The following is a 12,654-nucleotide window of genomic DNA, read 5'->3' on the forward strand; positions in this document are numbered from 1 at the left end:
AGGCCGGGGCGGCAGGGGTCGCCCCGGCTGTGGCTCAGTAACGGCGGCGGTTGTGCTTGCTGTTGTAGATATGCGCGCTGGCCCGGTTCTGACGGTTCTCGAGGCGAGCACGCTGGTTGCCGTTGAGGTGGCCATTGTTGTTCGCGCGCATACGCGCTTCGGTGGCGTTGATACGACCCTGCTGGCGCTCGTCGCGAACGGCCTCACCGGCAGTCAGGCGCCCGCTGGCAACGCCCTGATTGATGCGCGCCTGTTGACGGCCCTGACGCTGGTTAACGCTCTGCGCATCTGCAGCCCCGGCGAGCACCAATGCTGCCGTGAGGGCGGCGGTAAAACGTAGCTTCAACATCTCGTTCTCCTTGTCACTGCTCCTTCAACGCGGTGCTGGCCCCTTTCCGTCGCGGGCAAATTGAAATCACAGCGTCGCCGTCTTCTTGATCTCGATCGAACGTGGGCAGATTGCGGGGTTATGCCGCGGATACGCATGAACGCAGGGGCGGCGCCTCCTTCGTAAACCCTTCGCAACTTCAGACGACCCAGTTACGGCCGTTCAAGCCAGCTCTGCGCATGACCGGAAGCGGACGTTCGTTCATGCAGGATGCTTCGGCCGCGATTGGGCCGGTTGCGGACTGGCGGCTCCGAGCGCTTTTGCCAGTAAAGACGGACGTCCGACAACAATCCGCAAAAGGCGGAAAGACCCACAAGAGAGTTTAAAATTTTTCTGGCCGTTTAAACAACCGGTCTTTAGCTTATATGATCAGCTAGACACTTCGGACAGGCCGAAGAGCCGTTGCCAGCATCCCTCGGTTCGAGTTTGGCTGGATGATCACTTCGACTGGCGCTCCTTCTGACAGATTTTGCACGTCGCTGGCTTCTACAAGCCTACGAGAAAGATAGGCGTCGTCCCCGCTAGCTAGCGTCGCGAAGCCGAATCCGCTCTCCCAGTTGTAGAACTTGATGCGTGCGCTGACGTATTTTCCACCTTCTTCGGGTGCTGGCTCGACCGAGCTTATCGATACTGCCTGAGGCCTCCCCTCCTTTCCCGGAGCGACGTCGCATACCACCACTGATCCTTGTATGGGGACGTCGAACATTCGCTCGCGGAAGAGCCGCGTGGAAACGAATACGTCTTCTCCGCTTTCAGGATCGGTCAAGAAGCCGTAACCCTTCGCGGCGTCTATCCACTTGACCGTGGCGCGGACTTGGTCGCGAGAGACCGCATCCAACGCCGTGCTATTCGTCGCTCCCTTCACAGGCATCGCCTGTTCACCCCACAGCGCTGCAAGGTCAGCCCGGAGCTGGTGCTGGCCCCCGAACATCGGATCGCCAGGCAGAACCAAGAACGCTCGGTCCTCGGCAATGCAGTAATTGATAAAAATCTTGCATATTTCGCGCCACTGATCAGTGCGCATCGCACCGCCGCCATTCTTAATCGCGCGCATCTGATCGATCGCTGCCTCAGACCGGATTGGCGTCGCGAAGGCCATCTCGCTAACGTAGACAGCGTCACGCAACGCCATTTCGTAGTGCATTCGGCCGGGACTCGTAACAGCGAAGCGCTGCTCGTTGGCGATTTCCAGGTCACCCTTTTCGAACGGTTCAACAAGACCGTTTGCAAGGGCTCGCGCTAGCGCGTCGCGCACGGCGTCGTCATCGGCGCTCATGGCGCCGAAATAACTCTGGATGTGCTCGTAGGTGACATAGCCCAGAGAACTATTCGACGCTTGATCACCCGCTTTGTCGATTAGGAGACGTAGGAGGCTCAACGTGAGCAGAGGACTCGACGGAAAGTCCGCCGAGGTTTCAAAAACGTCGCGTATATACCCGTGCTTGGTTCCATCAAACTGATTATAGTTACCCCCGATCAGCGCCTGCACAAACTTGCGGTGTTTGATGGGGACCGAGTTCCCGCCATGCTTTAGGTATGAAGCTACAAGTTCGTCGATACTAAGGTATGGCGACGTAATCGTGTCTCTGGTAAGCTCTAGCGTACGCAGAAGATTGTGGTTAGTCAGCCAACCGATCCGCCTAGAGATGAAGTCCTCATTGATGAAGATCTCCTCTACGCAAGCTGCGAATGCGTTGATGTCGGTGAGCTTCAGTCCGATGCCCTTTTCAAGAAAGTACTTGGCGCGCCCCTTTTGCGGCGCGGAATTATCGATGAGATAGCGAATTCGCTTTTCTAAAACCTCTTTCGTTGATGGTGTGGGGAGATAGAAGATTCTACCGTCGCTTGTGCGCAACGGTCCCTCCCTAGACATGCGCCAGATCGTGCGGTCCGACACAGGCAGCATGACGAGGCACAGCGGGACCTGCCGCTTGACCGTTTGCGACCACTCGAAAACCGCTTCTTGGAAGGCCACGCTGCGGCTATCTGCATTGTCGAACACGAAGACGGGGAGCAGCTTGCGACTCTTCACGACGCTTTCCAGCGAGCGAGCGACGTAGGAGAATGGATCCGAGCGGACCGCCGCGTGGAGGAATTCCCCAAACTTCTCTTTGAACGCGCCCTTGTCGCGCTCGTAGAGCGGGCGAAACTCACCGTCACTCTGGCGCTGATACTCGTCAAAATAGAGGCCCAAGAGGTCATCGTATTGGGGATAGCCACCGGCGTAGAGCTGCCGTTCGATCTCCGCCTTGACCGCAGCCGTTACGTTCGGCGGAGCAAGCGCGGGATCGTCCAGCATGAGGGCAAGATCGATCCGGATCACTAGGCAGGCTTCCTTCAAAGGCTTCTCGAGCACGTCCTCGAAGAACCTCGTGATGAACGTCGTCTTGCCGGCTCCCTCGCCGCCAGCGATCAGTATGTTCTCGCTGCGTCTCGTATCCATGACCGCGTTGATGCGCTCGACGATCTGCCTGCCGGTATCCGTCGGCAGCGCCGTGATGCCCGACGAAATTGTTCCGATCATCTTCTGCAGAGTTACATCCGCAGTGCGGCTCTCGCGAGATTCCACGAAGCACTGACGCCGGAGCTCCGGGTCGTTGACACCTGATAGGTCGCCGAAGAAGCTCGACAGCACGGGCTCGAGCTCTCGCGCCAAATCGGTCTTCGCTAGAAGCCGGAGGTTGTTCGGCTTGTTCACGCTCAGCATCGGCTCGAAGCGCTTTGCTGACACCCCGTCAAGCTTGGCGAAGTGCGTCCGGTAGATCTTCTGCGACATTCCCTCCTTGGAGAAAAGATCATAGAAGGTCGCGAAGTTGCTCTGGATCGAGGAAATATTCGGAAATACAAACGCCTTGTATTCTCGAAAGGACTTGCCGCTCGCGCGCAGCGCCATGAAGGCAATCCAGACGGTGCCACTGGTGAGGGCGGCGAACTCGACCCCGTGCTCAAGGCAATAACTTGCCGCCTGAGTGAAGCCCTCTGCCGCAGACTTGAGCGCCGGACCGCCGATCTTATATTTTCCGAGCTTCGGGTCAGCCGTGTCGATAGATAGCTTCCCAATGCGCTTGGCTTCGACGACTAGTGCAGGTGTGCCGCGATACTGCACGAGATAGTCTGTGTAACCGGACGGGTTGTGAGGCTCCATCCGAAAGTCCTCGTGACCCCAACCGAGTGCCTCGATTAGGAGCCGGTCGATCAGCTGGAAGCGTGCGTCGGCCTCGGTCTCGATCGCTTCCAGCCTTCCGCCGACGTCCTTGAGTAGCTCCTCGAGCGGTGCCTCGAAAGCGTCAACGTCCATACTTCCCCCCGCTCATCAGTTTACCATTTTCTATGCGGTAGCCTCGCAAGTGTCAGCTGTTTTCGTCACAGTTCGCAAAGCGTGCCGCTATTGCTATAACAGGCAATCAGAACACCTATCAATTCTGGATTGAGACTACACAGGGAAAGGGACAGGTGCGAACTCGAGATCGCCGTTCCGCGGCTCGAATGACTGAATTAGGGCGCACAGCTGCCGACCGATCGATCATGAATGAACGGCTGCTTACCGCCCCTGGTTTCTCCAAAGCGGTCGGGCGGCTCCCCACCACTTCCGGGCAATCAAGCCCCTGCCCGGTCGCCTGAACGAACGGCAGCTTTCGGCAATTGCCGCCCGAAAGCGGACTGGCTGGTCTCCACCAGATCGCGACATTCGTGGGCCGAAAAGCGGACCCCGAAACCTGCCAGGCTGAAAGCGCCCATTGCTTGCCGCTCCCGGCCACCGACACGCTTCCCGATTGCGGACGATCGTTCAGCAAGGCAGCATGACGCGGTGACGAACAATCTCGCCATCCTTGGCCAGCTACCACTTTCCGAGATCGACGCGGTCATTTTCTACAAGCGCGACGAGATCACGACGGACCTGATCTGCTGCGCCGTGGCGATACAGGGCCGTCTCTGGACCTTCCACGAAGAAGCGGCTGAGTGGCAGGCACTGACTGCCCACCTCTCTGCTCTGCCGGGATTTCGCAACGATTGGTACGAGGCGGTGGTCAATCCGCCTTTCGCGACAAACGAGACAATTGCATTCGAGCGACGATGATCGCCCAGTAGCGGACAGCACCGGCCCCGCCTATGATTCGACGGCTCTTCTCGAGGAATCAAAGAGTGGCGAACCGAAGAAGGCAGCATCATGGACGGTTGACTAACTGGTGCCGCCTCGGCGGCGAACCACTTCTTACACTGGCAGGGCTTGTCGAGGAACGGCTCGTGCCGCCACTAATTGAGAGAGGGTTTGAATGGGCGGAGACCTCTTGGGCCGATCTCGATCAGCCAGTCGGCGGCGGCGAGATAAATCTAGTGCGCAGGCTCGGCAACGAGATCGACGACATTGTTTTTAACTTTGACAAGCATCACCGACCCGCGTTCCAGGTTCACCTGACGCGGCGTAAGGCCGCGTTCCCTCATACCTGGATTCGCTCGGGCAACCTCGTGCAGCGGCCGAGCGAGTATCTCCATTTTTGGGGAAAGCCATGGTGGTTACCGACGCGCTTCTGGACAGCGCACGACTCGCAACGGCTGGTAGAGCAGTTAACCGGTCATCTAAACAAAGCGCTCACCTTTCTCGAAAGCGGCGCACGCAGCCGGAACATCAGTCGACGGCCTGACCCCTGAAAATAGCCCCCGCCGGGGAACGGTCATCGGCAGCCAACAATCCACAAGCGGACCTTCCGCAATCGTCCACTTGCGGACATTCGAGCACGGGCTACCTTCATCGGCGTGGCTAAGTCGCGATCCCGCTTTAATCATCCCTCCGCCTGGTTCCGCGTTGGTCGAGGTAAACCGTACTTTCCGGCGACGTGGGAAGGGTGGACTATATTCCTGACGCTGATCGGTTTTCCGTTCCTGGCAATGCTCTTGGGTATCGGCGGCTAAACCCAGAAGCAGTCGTTTGGCTAAGTCAACGCCCACGCGATAGCGCCCCCGACGACTGCTACCAGTGCAAAGCATCCCCACCATGGGACGGCGACGCCGTCGAAATAATCACCGGTAGCAAGATAAGTGCGGATCGCGGCGCGTTGCGTCCCTCCATAGCCTGAATCACGAGCCCGGATGTCGCTGTCGGAGAGGAAATGCGCGACGATCTTGGGGATATCATCACTGGATGCATCGAGATGGCGATCCAGCTCGTCACAGAGACGATCTATGATCGACCAATCTACCAAAGATGCTTCTTCCGCAGCGAGTATCGCTGTGAGGCGGGTTTTTGTGTCACTACTTACCATAGCGTCTGGCATAGCGCCGTGGGCGCTACTGGACGACTGCTCTCGATCACAAGCGGGCCGGCCGGTGACACCCATGAGCGGACGCTCCGCTTTCGCCCAATTGCGGACAGTCACCGGTCGGGTAAGATGCCCTTATGAGACCGCTACGTTTCGACCCGCTGTTCGCCATCCTGACGCTGGCAGTCGCGATCTACGTGATTTGGGAAGGCAGAAGCGGCGGAGATCCCGCAACTGTGATGCTCGGCTATGTCCTGCTGACAGCATCGGCAGTTATATTCGATCTTGCCTTTCGATTGTACAGTCGCCTCGTACCGACACGTCGAGGCGTCGATGTCCGTTAAACCCGAAAGCAGACGGTCCGCTATCGCCCACTTGCGGACATTCGCTGGCGCGGGCACGATCATAGGGCGATCACTGGATTGTTCATCTTAGCCAGCATCGTCGCGGGCGTAGCTCTAACTGCCGGCACAGTAACAGCCGTCATTCGATTTACCACGAAGAGCAATACCCTCGCTGTGACTTTGGGGACGCTGATTATACCGACCTTCCTCTTCGTGTCGTTCGGATACTGGATCCTCACAATGGAGGCAGACGGCCCCGCTCCCGGTAATGTTTTGATGGGAAATCTCACGGCGCTCGCGGTTCTCTCGCCGATCGCGCTTCTTGCTAGTCGCTTCACGATCAAATCGCTGTCGCGGCGTGCATCGCGGAAAGTCCGCTAACTGCAATGAGCGGCCATTCGGCTTTCGCCCACTTGCGGACATTCGGGACAGGCATATCCTTCGCCGTATGATCCCGTCTTTACTCTGCATCGCTCTATCGACGTCGGCCTTAGCGGGCATCGCGTCCACTGAAACCGGTTCAGCGTTCTCGCTGCTTGACCAAGCAGTACTTCCTCCACCACCGCCTGTGACAGAAATCTACGACCCGACAGAGGGGCCATTCATCGTCCGCTTGAACGCGCAAAACGAAGTAGGCTCGGAGCAACTTGGTGTCGTAAAAAATGCTGTTGGCAATTGGCTAGGCGAAAAGTTGCAAGCGTTTCAGATCTGCTACTCCCAGCGTGGTCAAATCGACTGGAGTGCGTCGAATGCTGCAATGATGACAGTTTCCCGTGAGTTGAAGTTACAAGGTGCTCGTACCGTTGTCGCGCCCAATGGGCTGATTTGTCGTTCGCCTCATCGTTCGAACGTGCCGGGAGCATACGTCGAGATAAACGGGGTGGTGCTTTTCTGATCATTAGGTCCTCTAACGACCAATACCGGTCACTCGAACTCTGTGATTAAGATACCGTCTTGGACGTTGTGTCGAGCTTGGTGGGCCTCTACCGTCCTACCTCGTCGTTCCGAGGTAGTCTGATGCTCACGATTGTTGCCGCGGCAGGAAACGTTATGTTTTATGGATGGCTTGCTTGGTTTTTCGCCAGACGGATTGGGACACCGGCTCAAGCGCGGTTTGCAGGATGCTTCCTCGCGATCGGCTTCGCGATCGGGAGCTTTGGAGGGCATGCCGGATCAGAGACAGAAACCGTTCTCGCACTGCGAGGGGGTGGCTATCTACTTGGTATCCTTGCCTCCATAATGCTGCTCCTCCGCCAGCATGCTCAAAGTCTGCGGCGTCAGCCCTGACGTCCGCTAGCCACCAATTGCAGACATTGCGAACGGTCTGCATCGTAGGGGAATGACGAAGTCGGAACAGTTGTGGTCCCGGTATTGGGGTATTCGTGACGATTACCAGAACGGCTTTGCCATGCCGATTGTGTGGCACCTTGCTCTTCGCCGCGATCCGCTCGCCATGACGGAGCTTGGCAGCACATTCGAAAAGCCGGGCCGTATCGCTGACCCCTTCAGCCAGGAAGGGCTTGCCTATCGGGCCTTCCGCCATGGCCATCCAAACGGCGCGCAGCATTTGGCGATGAACGCCTTCAACCGACGGGACCTCACCGGCTATCGTTACTGGTTAGCTCGCGCCGCCAAAGCCGGTGATAGGGACGCTGTGCGCGAACTGCGACGATTTGAAGTGCGACTGCCTCACACGAACGCCCGCCTCATCGGCCGGAAGCGTCCGCATCGTCCCTCGGACTTCCTGTAAGCGGAACATCCGCTTCCCCCCATACCGGTCGCGCCCACTTGCGGGCATGACAGAAACTCTTGAAGATGATCGCATGAGGTTTGCGATACGCCCCCTTTCATTGTTGCCATTATGTCTTTCGTGTACGGCATATCAGGGTGGCCATAGCCAGCTGATACGAGAGATCGACGCCGCTGTCGTCGTGCCGAAAGACGCTCAACCTTTAAGGAAATATGCCGGTTACTTCGCGATAAGGCCGGATGGCAAAATCGAAGTTTTCTACGATGCAGACGTTAGAGATGGAAGTCATAGGTGGCCTACCGAAGGTTGTTCGGAAATCGCACATGATGATACTCTTGTAGATGTTCCATGCGGGCCAGATGATAGACCTGTTTCCGGGGAGAGGCGGTGGGTTAATTACGATGATATGCCCGACGCTGCAGATGGCGGGTGCTCTATCATCAACGTAGTTTACGATCCCACTACCCACAGAGTTACGAGTGTGTTCTGCAACGGTACCTACTCCTAGGAAGCTCTTTCAACCTGACCTACGTCAACCGCAACCGTCACACCGCACGCTATTTCGAACGGCAGACATCCACGTTTCACGGAATAAGTTCGTTCGTCTCGCAAGCGGCAAAGCGCAATTGAGAGAGGGGCATACGTCTAAACGCACACGCTATGATGGCCTAGTATTGAACAACGGCGCTTACCGCGCGACGGGCGAGCGCGGTACTTCCTTGCTGCGCGCGAACCCAGATGGCGGACATCCAGCGGCGGAGAGGCCCTGCGCCGCGATCGAGCAAATCCGCCCGTTCCGCTGCTAATAATATCCGACTCCCGCGGTGTTGGTATCCGCGTCCGCTATCGCCCAAACTTTGCCATTCGTGAATGCTCATCGCTTCCTTGGAAGCGGACGTTAGAAGTGCTTTTCTGATCGTATGAACAGAGCATCCAAGATCATCCTCGCTGCGCTTACGATTGTGGGCACATTCGTAATTGGCTATGAAATTGGTGAGTGGCGTACGCTTGAGCGTGAACGACGTTTGCCTGATTGGAACGGCTCGATCGCACAGGCACAAGATGCCGCAAGGCGGTGGGCGACGAAGGTGCACGAGGCACCGTCAGCAGCGATGTCGAACCGATACGCCCGTGACATCTCGTTCCCTGACAAAACCTGCATTCAGCTGCGGCTAAAGGGCGGCCTCGGTGGGGTCCCGATTTACTGTTATAGGGCGCGCACTTTGGACCTCGTGGAGGAATACAGCGACGTGGAGTAGGGCATTGGTTCGCTTATTAAGCGATTGCTTCAAAAGCCGCCGTTCCGCAGTCTACCATTTCGGCCACTCCCGTTTGACCATAGTTCAATGGGAGAGCCGGTGTCAGGTTCGTTAGCTTTGCATCGGCGCTCGATACCGGACGGACCGTTCGCGCCCACGAACGGACGGACCACGCACGTCTACGGCGTCCTGATAAGTTCGATGGATCAGCGGCCCTGCCACCCCAGCCAGATGAACAGCCCGCTGGCTAGGGGTAGAACGACCGCATATATAAGCAGCGCTGCAACGAGCGCGAGGACGCATGTTGCGACGATTTTGTGGTTGCTCATCGCGCGAGTATGACAGCGAGCAGGCGATCAGCAATGCATGCTCCTAATCAGAAGCGCACCGTCCACTATCGCCAATTGTGGACCTTCGGCATCGATCGTAAGATCGATGTATGAGTACCGACGCAAGCTTACGGATTGTCCAAGCGGCCCTGCGGTGGGCATGGGACCCGATCGGTGTTCGGGGCATCGAAGGAGCTTCGGACGAATACGACATGTATGCGCCCCAAGTGCTCGAAATGCTGAAAGCCGAAGCGTCGGTCGAGCAGATTGCTAACTATCTCACGACCGTCGTTCGAGATCGGATTGAGCTTCCGGTGCGACCCGATCGTGATAGGAATGTGTCGTCCATGCTAAAACAGATGTTCGCCGTCAGCCGGTAGGCGGAATGTCCGCTATCGCCCAATTGCGGATATTCAGCGGATGGCGAATGATGCGGATAGCGGGGGGAACGTCAATGATGCCGAAAGACAATAGGCTGCTATGGAGTATTGTCTTCTTTGCTGGAGCGATGTGCGCCGGCTTGTATCAGGGCTTGGTGATCAAGCGCTACGTTGAGGCCGCGGTGCTGGGTCACCTACGACTTTTTGCGAGAACCTTTGGCCAGCCTGTACCCCCAGAATACTGCTTCGACTTCTGTGTGCCGGAACTACCGCTCGCAGCCGGTTGGTTTGCGCTTGCCTCATTTCTCAGTGGGCTGTGTCTGGTGGTTAGAGCTTGGTGGAAGCCGCAACGCTGACACGCGTCCGCCACCACGACGCGACATTGAAGAACGTCCGCTCGCGCCCAATTGCCGACCTTAATTCGTTCTGTGGCATTTCCTGTAAACTGCCGCTCTCTTGGTTAATAGGCAGCTTTGATTGTTAGGCAGCCGAAAAGGTGAGATCGACCATGTGGTTACGCTCGGCGATTTTTGGCGCTGGTCTCTGTTGCTTAATTCCAACGATCGCCCAGGGCGATCCGGTTGCGATCGGGCCACAAGATGTAATCCTCACCCGACAGCGGGCAGAGCAGATGTCGGTACGAGAGCTGGAGGCACTTCTTTTGCGGGACTTTCCGCACGGTGATATTCGAAAGGTGGAGGTGGGGCGGTCGATGGAGGGCTTCCCCGAAATGCCTCTATCTCATGTCGTTTTCCACGAAGCAGGTACGGCTGCTGGCGGCAGGTTTTGTACCGCACGCCGGATCGTCGTTCATTTCGACACGCTCCACGGGAAGATACCGCAAAACGCGGCCGAGCAAGCAGCGAATGCGCCTCGGCGCCGTTTTGCTATAAGCGAAGCGCCGCTTGCCACCGTTCTAGATCAAATCGCGACGGATGCCGCGTGCGCTCGCGTGGATAACTTCGCACAACTGCCACCGAGTGAGCCACAGCTCGGTCGCGGGATTGTCGAGGCCGTCCTCAATCTCTCAGTTGAAGCAGCAGAGACGGGCCGTGCTTCAGTTCCGGTCACTTGCTTAGATGACACCACACCTAAGCGTGACCGGTGCGATGGAGTTCGCGTGCTGGCTGGGCTTAATTGGAGCCATCTGGGTAACGTCGATTTGCCTAGTTCGGTTCGCGGACCGACAACGCAACTTCAGTTTTGGCAGGGTGACAGGTGGGTAGTGGAAGTGACGGGTTCTAAACCCATTATCTCCTTACAAATATATCGTAGAAATCCCCCGCCATTTTAGTATCGGACTTTCCTCGGCATGTGATCTCCTTTCGATGTCGGCGCTTTTGCGAATGGCAGCTATCGCCCAAAAGCAGACATTGCAGAACGCTCACGTGCGCCGCACAGTGTACCTATGAAGCTAGCAGTGATGGTTCAGGCTTTAATCGCTCTTTCAGCGTGTTCTAGCGATCGCGCGCACACCTTGGCGATGGAGCGCCTTCCCGACAATCCATGCTCAATAGATGGAGTGAAAGCCGTGATCGCGGGGTTATCAACGACGGATACGCACCCGCTCGATATAGGTGAAGGTTTCGAAGGCCCCGTGCATACCTATGTTTATGCCAAGGTTCGTGACGACGTGGAGGTTTTGCTAGGGACCGACATGTCGCAGAATGACAAACCGATGCTGATGCTCTCGTTCATAGGCGCGCGGGAACCCGACTTTCTCCCGGAAAGCTTGCGTTCGGTGCGCCAGATCGCGCAAGATTGCTCGCGATAGGCATGTCCGCTTTCCACCATCGCGTACACTCCACGCAGCCAACGGGCGAGCGTCCGCTACCGCCACATTCGTACCCGAAAGCCGCCTGTCCGTTGACCACCAGAACCGGCCGATCATCCGCCCGCCCCACTACCTGAACGAATGGCGGCTTATGCTGGCTCGGCGCTCAAGAGCGGCCGGGCCGCTAACCTGAAGAGTTTCGGATGCCGGCAGGCGTACGAAAGTCTTGGAAGCCCGAACCCGCGGGCCGCAGGCGATGCGCTATGGGATTTTCGGTTTCCGGCCGGTTTTGGTGGCCCGCGCCATGGCGGTTGTGGGCGCGAGTTTGGGAGCAGACTGTCCGGATTCCGGTGGGCATGATGGCTTCGCGAACGCTGACAGCGCGGCATTGCTCGATGTTGCCGCCCCTCTGATGACTATCGGCGCAGGTAACATCGTCTCCGCGAGCACGAGCCCTGCGAAATAGATAACTCCTTGGCCGTGCCGGGTCACGACGCCTGTATCCCGGATAACGGCGCAGAAGCCGGTGGAGCGCGGGCCTGGCGCTGGCGAAGGAAGGTCTCGATGACCAACATACGCCCGCCGCAACACGGGCATGGCGGCCGGATGTCGTCCGGTTCGGCTCGTGCGTCGGACGCCGCGGGCGGTGCGACCCCGAGCAGTTCGCGAGCTCGTTCGAGATGCGCCTTGCGGGTGGCGCCTGCTAGCAGGCCATAGTGGCGGATGCGGTGGAAGCCCTTCGGCAGGACGTGGAGCAAGAAGCGGCGGATGAACTCGTCGGCGGTCAGCGTCATAACCTGCTGGCGGTCGGCGCCGCCCCGGCGATAATCTTTATAGCGGAAGGTAACGCCGGTCTGGTCGAAGCGCAGGATCCGGCTGTTCGAAATCGCAACGCGGTGCGTGTAGCGCGACAGATAGGCGAGCACCGTCTCGGGGCCGGCAAACGGCGGCTTGGCGTAGACAACCCAGCGCTTCTTCCTGACCGGGGACAGGTGCCGCAGGAATGCACGCCGGTCGGCGAGGTGCGCGTGCCTGCCGTAGAACGCGAGGCGCCCAGTTTCGTGCAGCGACATCAGCCGGGTCAGGAACAGGCGACGAAACAGCTTACCCAGGACGCGTACCGGCAGGAGGAACGCGGGTCGTGATGACACCCAGCGACTACCGTCGGGCGA

Annotated in this window: 10 protein-coding genes; 6 read left to right on the top strand and 4 right to left on the bottom strand. The window is 58.0% G+C overall.

The window, feature by feature from the left end; translation table 11 throughout:
* Positions 1-34 precede the first annotated feature (34 nt).
* Together SFC76_RS19075 and SFC76_RS19080 are read right to left on the bottom strand one after the other, a co-directional pair.
* Positions 35-349 carry a hypothetical protein gene (locus SFC76_RS19075; RefSeq protein WP_322850998.1) on the bottom strand — a complete coding sequence of 105 codons (315 nt, stop codon included), beginning with the start codon at positions 347-349 and terminating at the stop codon, positions 35-37.
* A gap of 412 nt (positions 350-761) precedes the next feature.
* Complete coding sequence (locus SFC76_RS19080) at positions 762-3,686, bottom strand: cold shock domain-containing protein (RefSeq protein ID WP_322850999.1); 2,925 nt, start codon at positions 3,684-3,686, stop codon at positions 762-764.
* Positions 3,687-4,196: 510 nt separating this feature from the next.
* Here SFC76_RS19080 and SFC76_RS19085 point away from each other — a divergent pair.
* A complete protein-coding gene (locus tag SFC76_RS19085) occupies positions 4,197-4,466 on the top strand; it encodes a hypothetical protein (RefSeq protein ID WP_322851000.1) in 270 nt (89 codons plus the stop codon).
* Between the two features lie 98 nt (positions 4,467-4,564).
* A complete protein-coding gene (locus SFC76_RS19090) occupies positions 4,565-5,038 on the top strand; it encodes a hypothetical protein (protein WP_322851001.1) in 474 nt (157 codons plus the stop codon).
* Positions 5,039-5,319: 281 nt separating this feature from the next.
* Here SFC76_RS19090 and SFC76_RS19095 read toward each other — a convergent pair whose 3' ends face one another.
* Positions 5,320-5,649, bottom strand: coding sequence for a hypothetical protein (locus SFC76_RS19095; RefSeq protein WP_322851002.1), 330 nt, complete (start codon positions 5,647-5,649; stop codon positions 5,320-5,322).
* Positions 5,650-6,438: 789 nt separating this feature from the next.
* On the opposite strand from SFC76_RS19095, the gene SFC76_RS19100 reads away from it, so the two are divergent.
* From SFC76_RS19100 to SFC76_RS19115, 4 genes are all read left to right on the top strand, one after another.
* The gene (locus tag SFC76_RS19100) at positions 6,439-6,885 is read left to right on the top strand and encodes a hypothetical protein (protein ID WP_322851003.1); all 447 of its coding nucleotides are present in this window, start codon (positions 6,439-6,441) and stop codon (positions 6,883-6,885) included.
* A 444-nt stretch (positions 6,886-7,329) separates the two neighbouring features.
* Positions 7,330-7,740 carry a hypothetical protein gene (locus SFC76_RS19105; RefSeq protein WP_322851004.1) on the top strand — a complete coding sequence of 137 codons (411 nt, stop codon included), beginning with the start codon at positions 7,330-7,332 and terminating at the stop codon, positions 7,738-7,740.
* Between the two features lie 1,698 nt (positions 7,741-9,438).
* Positions 9,439-9,708: a hypothetical protein gene (locus SFC76_RS19110; protein ID WP_322851005.1), complete on the top strand. Its 270-nt coding sequence runs from the start codon at positions 9,439-9,441 to the stop codon at positions 9,706-9,708.
* 1,408 nt (positions 9,709-11,116) lie between these two features.
* Entirely contained in the window at positions 11,117-11,482 is a 366-nt protein-coding gene (locus SFC76_RS19115; RefSeq protein ID WP_322851006.1) for a hypothetical protein, read from the top strand.
* Between the two features lie 488 nt (positions 11,483-11,970).
* On the opposite strand, the gene SFC76_RS19120 is transcribed toward SFC76_RS19115, so the two are convergent.
* The coding region (locus SFC76_RS19120; protein WP_322851007.1) for a transposase at positions 11,971-12,654 on the bottom strand (684 nt) is incomplete at its 5' end.

It is taken from the genome of Sphingomonas sp. CD22 (genome assembly GCF_034556155.1).
Lineage (GTDB): Bacteria > Pseudomonadota > Alphaproteobacteria > Sphingomonadales > Sphingomonadaceae > Sphingomonas.

Coding starts and splice junctions, on each gene's coding strand:
- SFC76_RS19105 (WP_322851004.1), top strand. CDS start 7,330: ATGACGAAGTCGGAACAGTTGTGGTCCCGGTATTGGGGTATTCGTGAC.
- SFC76_RS19115 (WP_322851006.1), top strand. CDS start 11,117: ATGAAGCTAGCAGTGATGGTTCAGGCTTTAATCGCTCTTTCAGCGTGT.
- SFC76_RS19110 (WP_322851005.1), top strand. CDS start 9,439: ATGAGTACCGACGCAAGCTTACGGATTGTCCAAGCGGCCCTGCGGTGG.
- SFC76_RS19095 (WP_322851002.1), bottom strand. CDS start 5,649: ATGGTAAGTAGTGACACAAAAACCCGCCTCACAGCGATACTCGCTGCG.
- SFC76_RS19080 (WP_322850999.1), bottom strand. CDS start 3,686: ATGGACGTTGACGCTTTCGAGGCACCGCTCGAGGAGCTACTCAAGGAC.
- SFC76_RS19100 (WP_322851003.1), top strand. CDS start 6,439: ATGATCCCGTCTTTACTCTGCATCGCTCTATCGACGTCGGCCTTAGCG.
- SFC76_RS19075 (WP_322850998.1), bottom strand. CDS start 349: ATGTTGAAGCTACGTTTTACCGCCGCCCTCACGGCAGCATTGGTGCTC.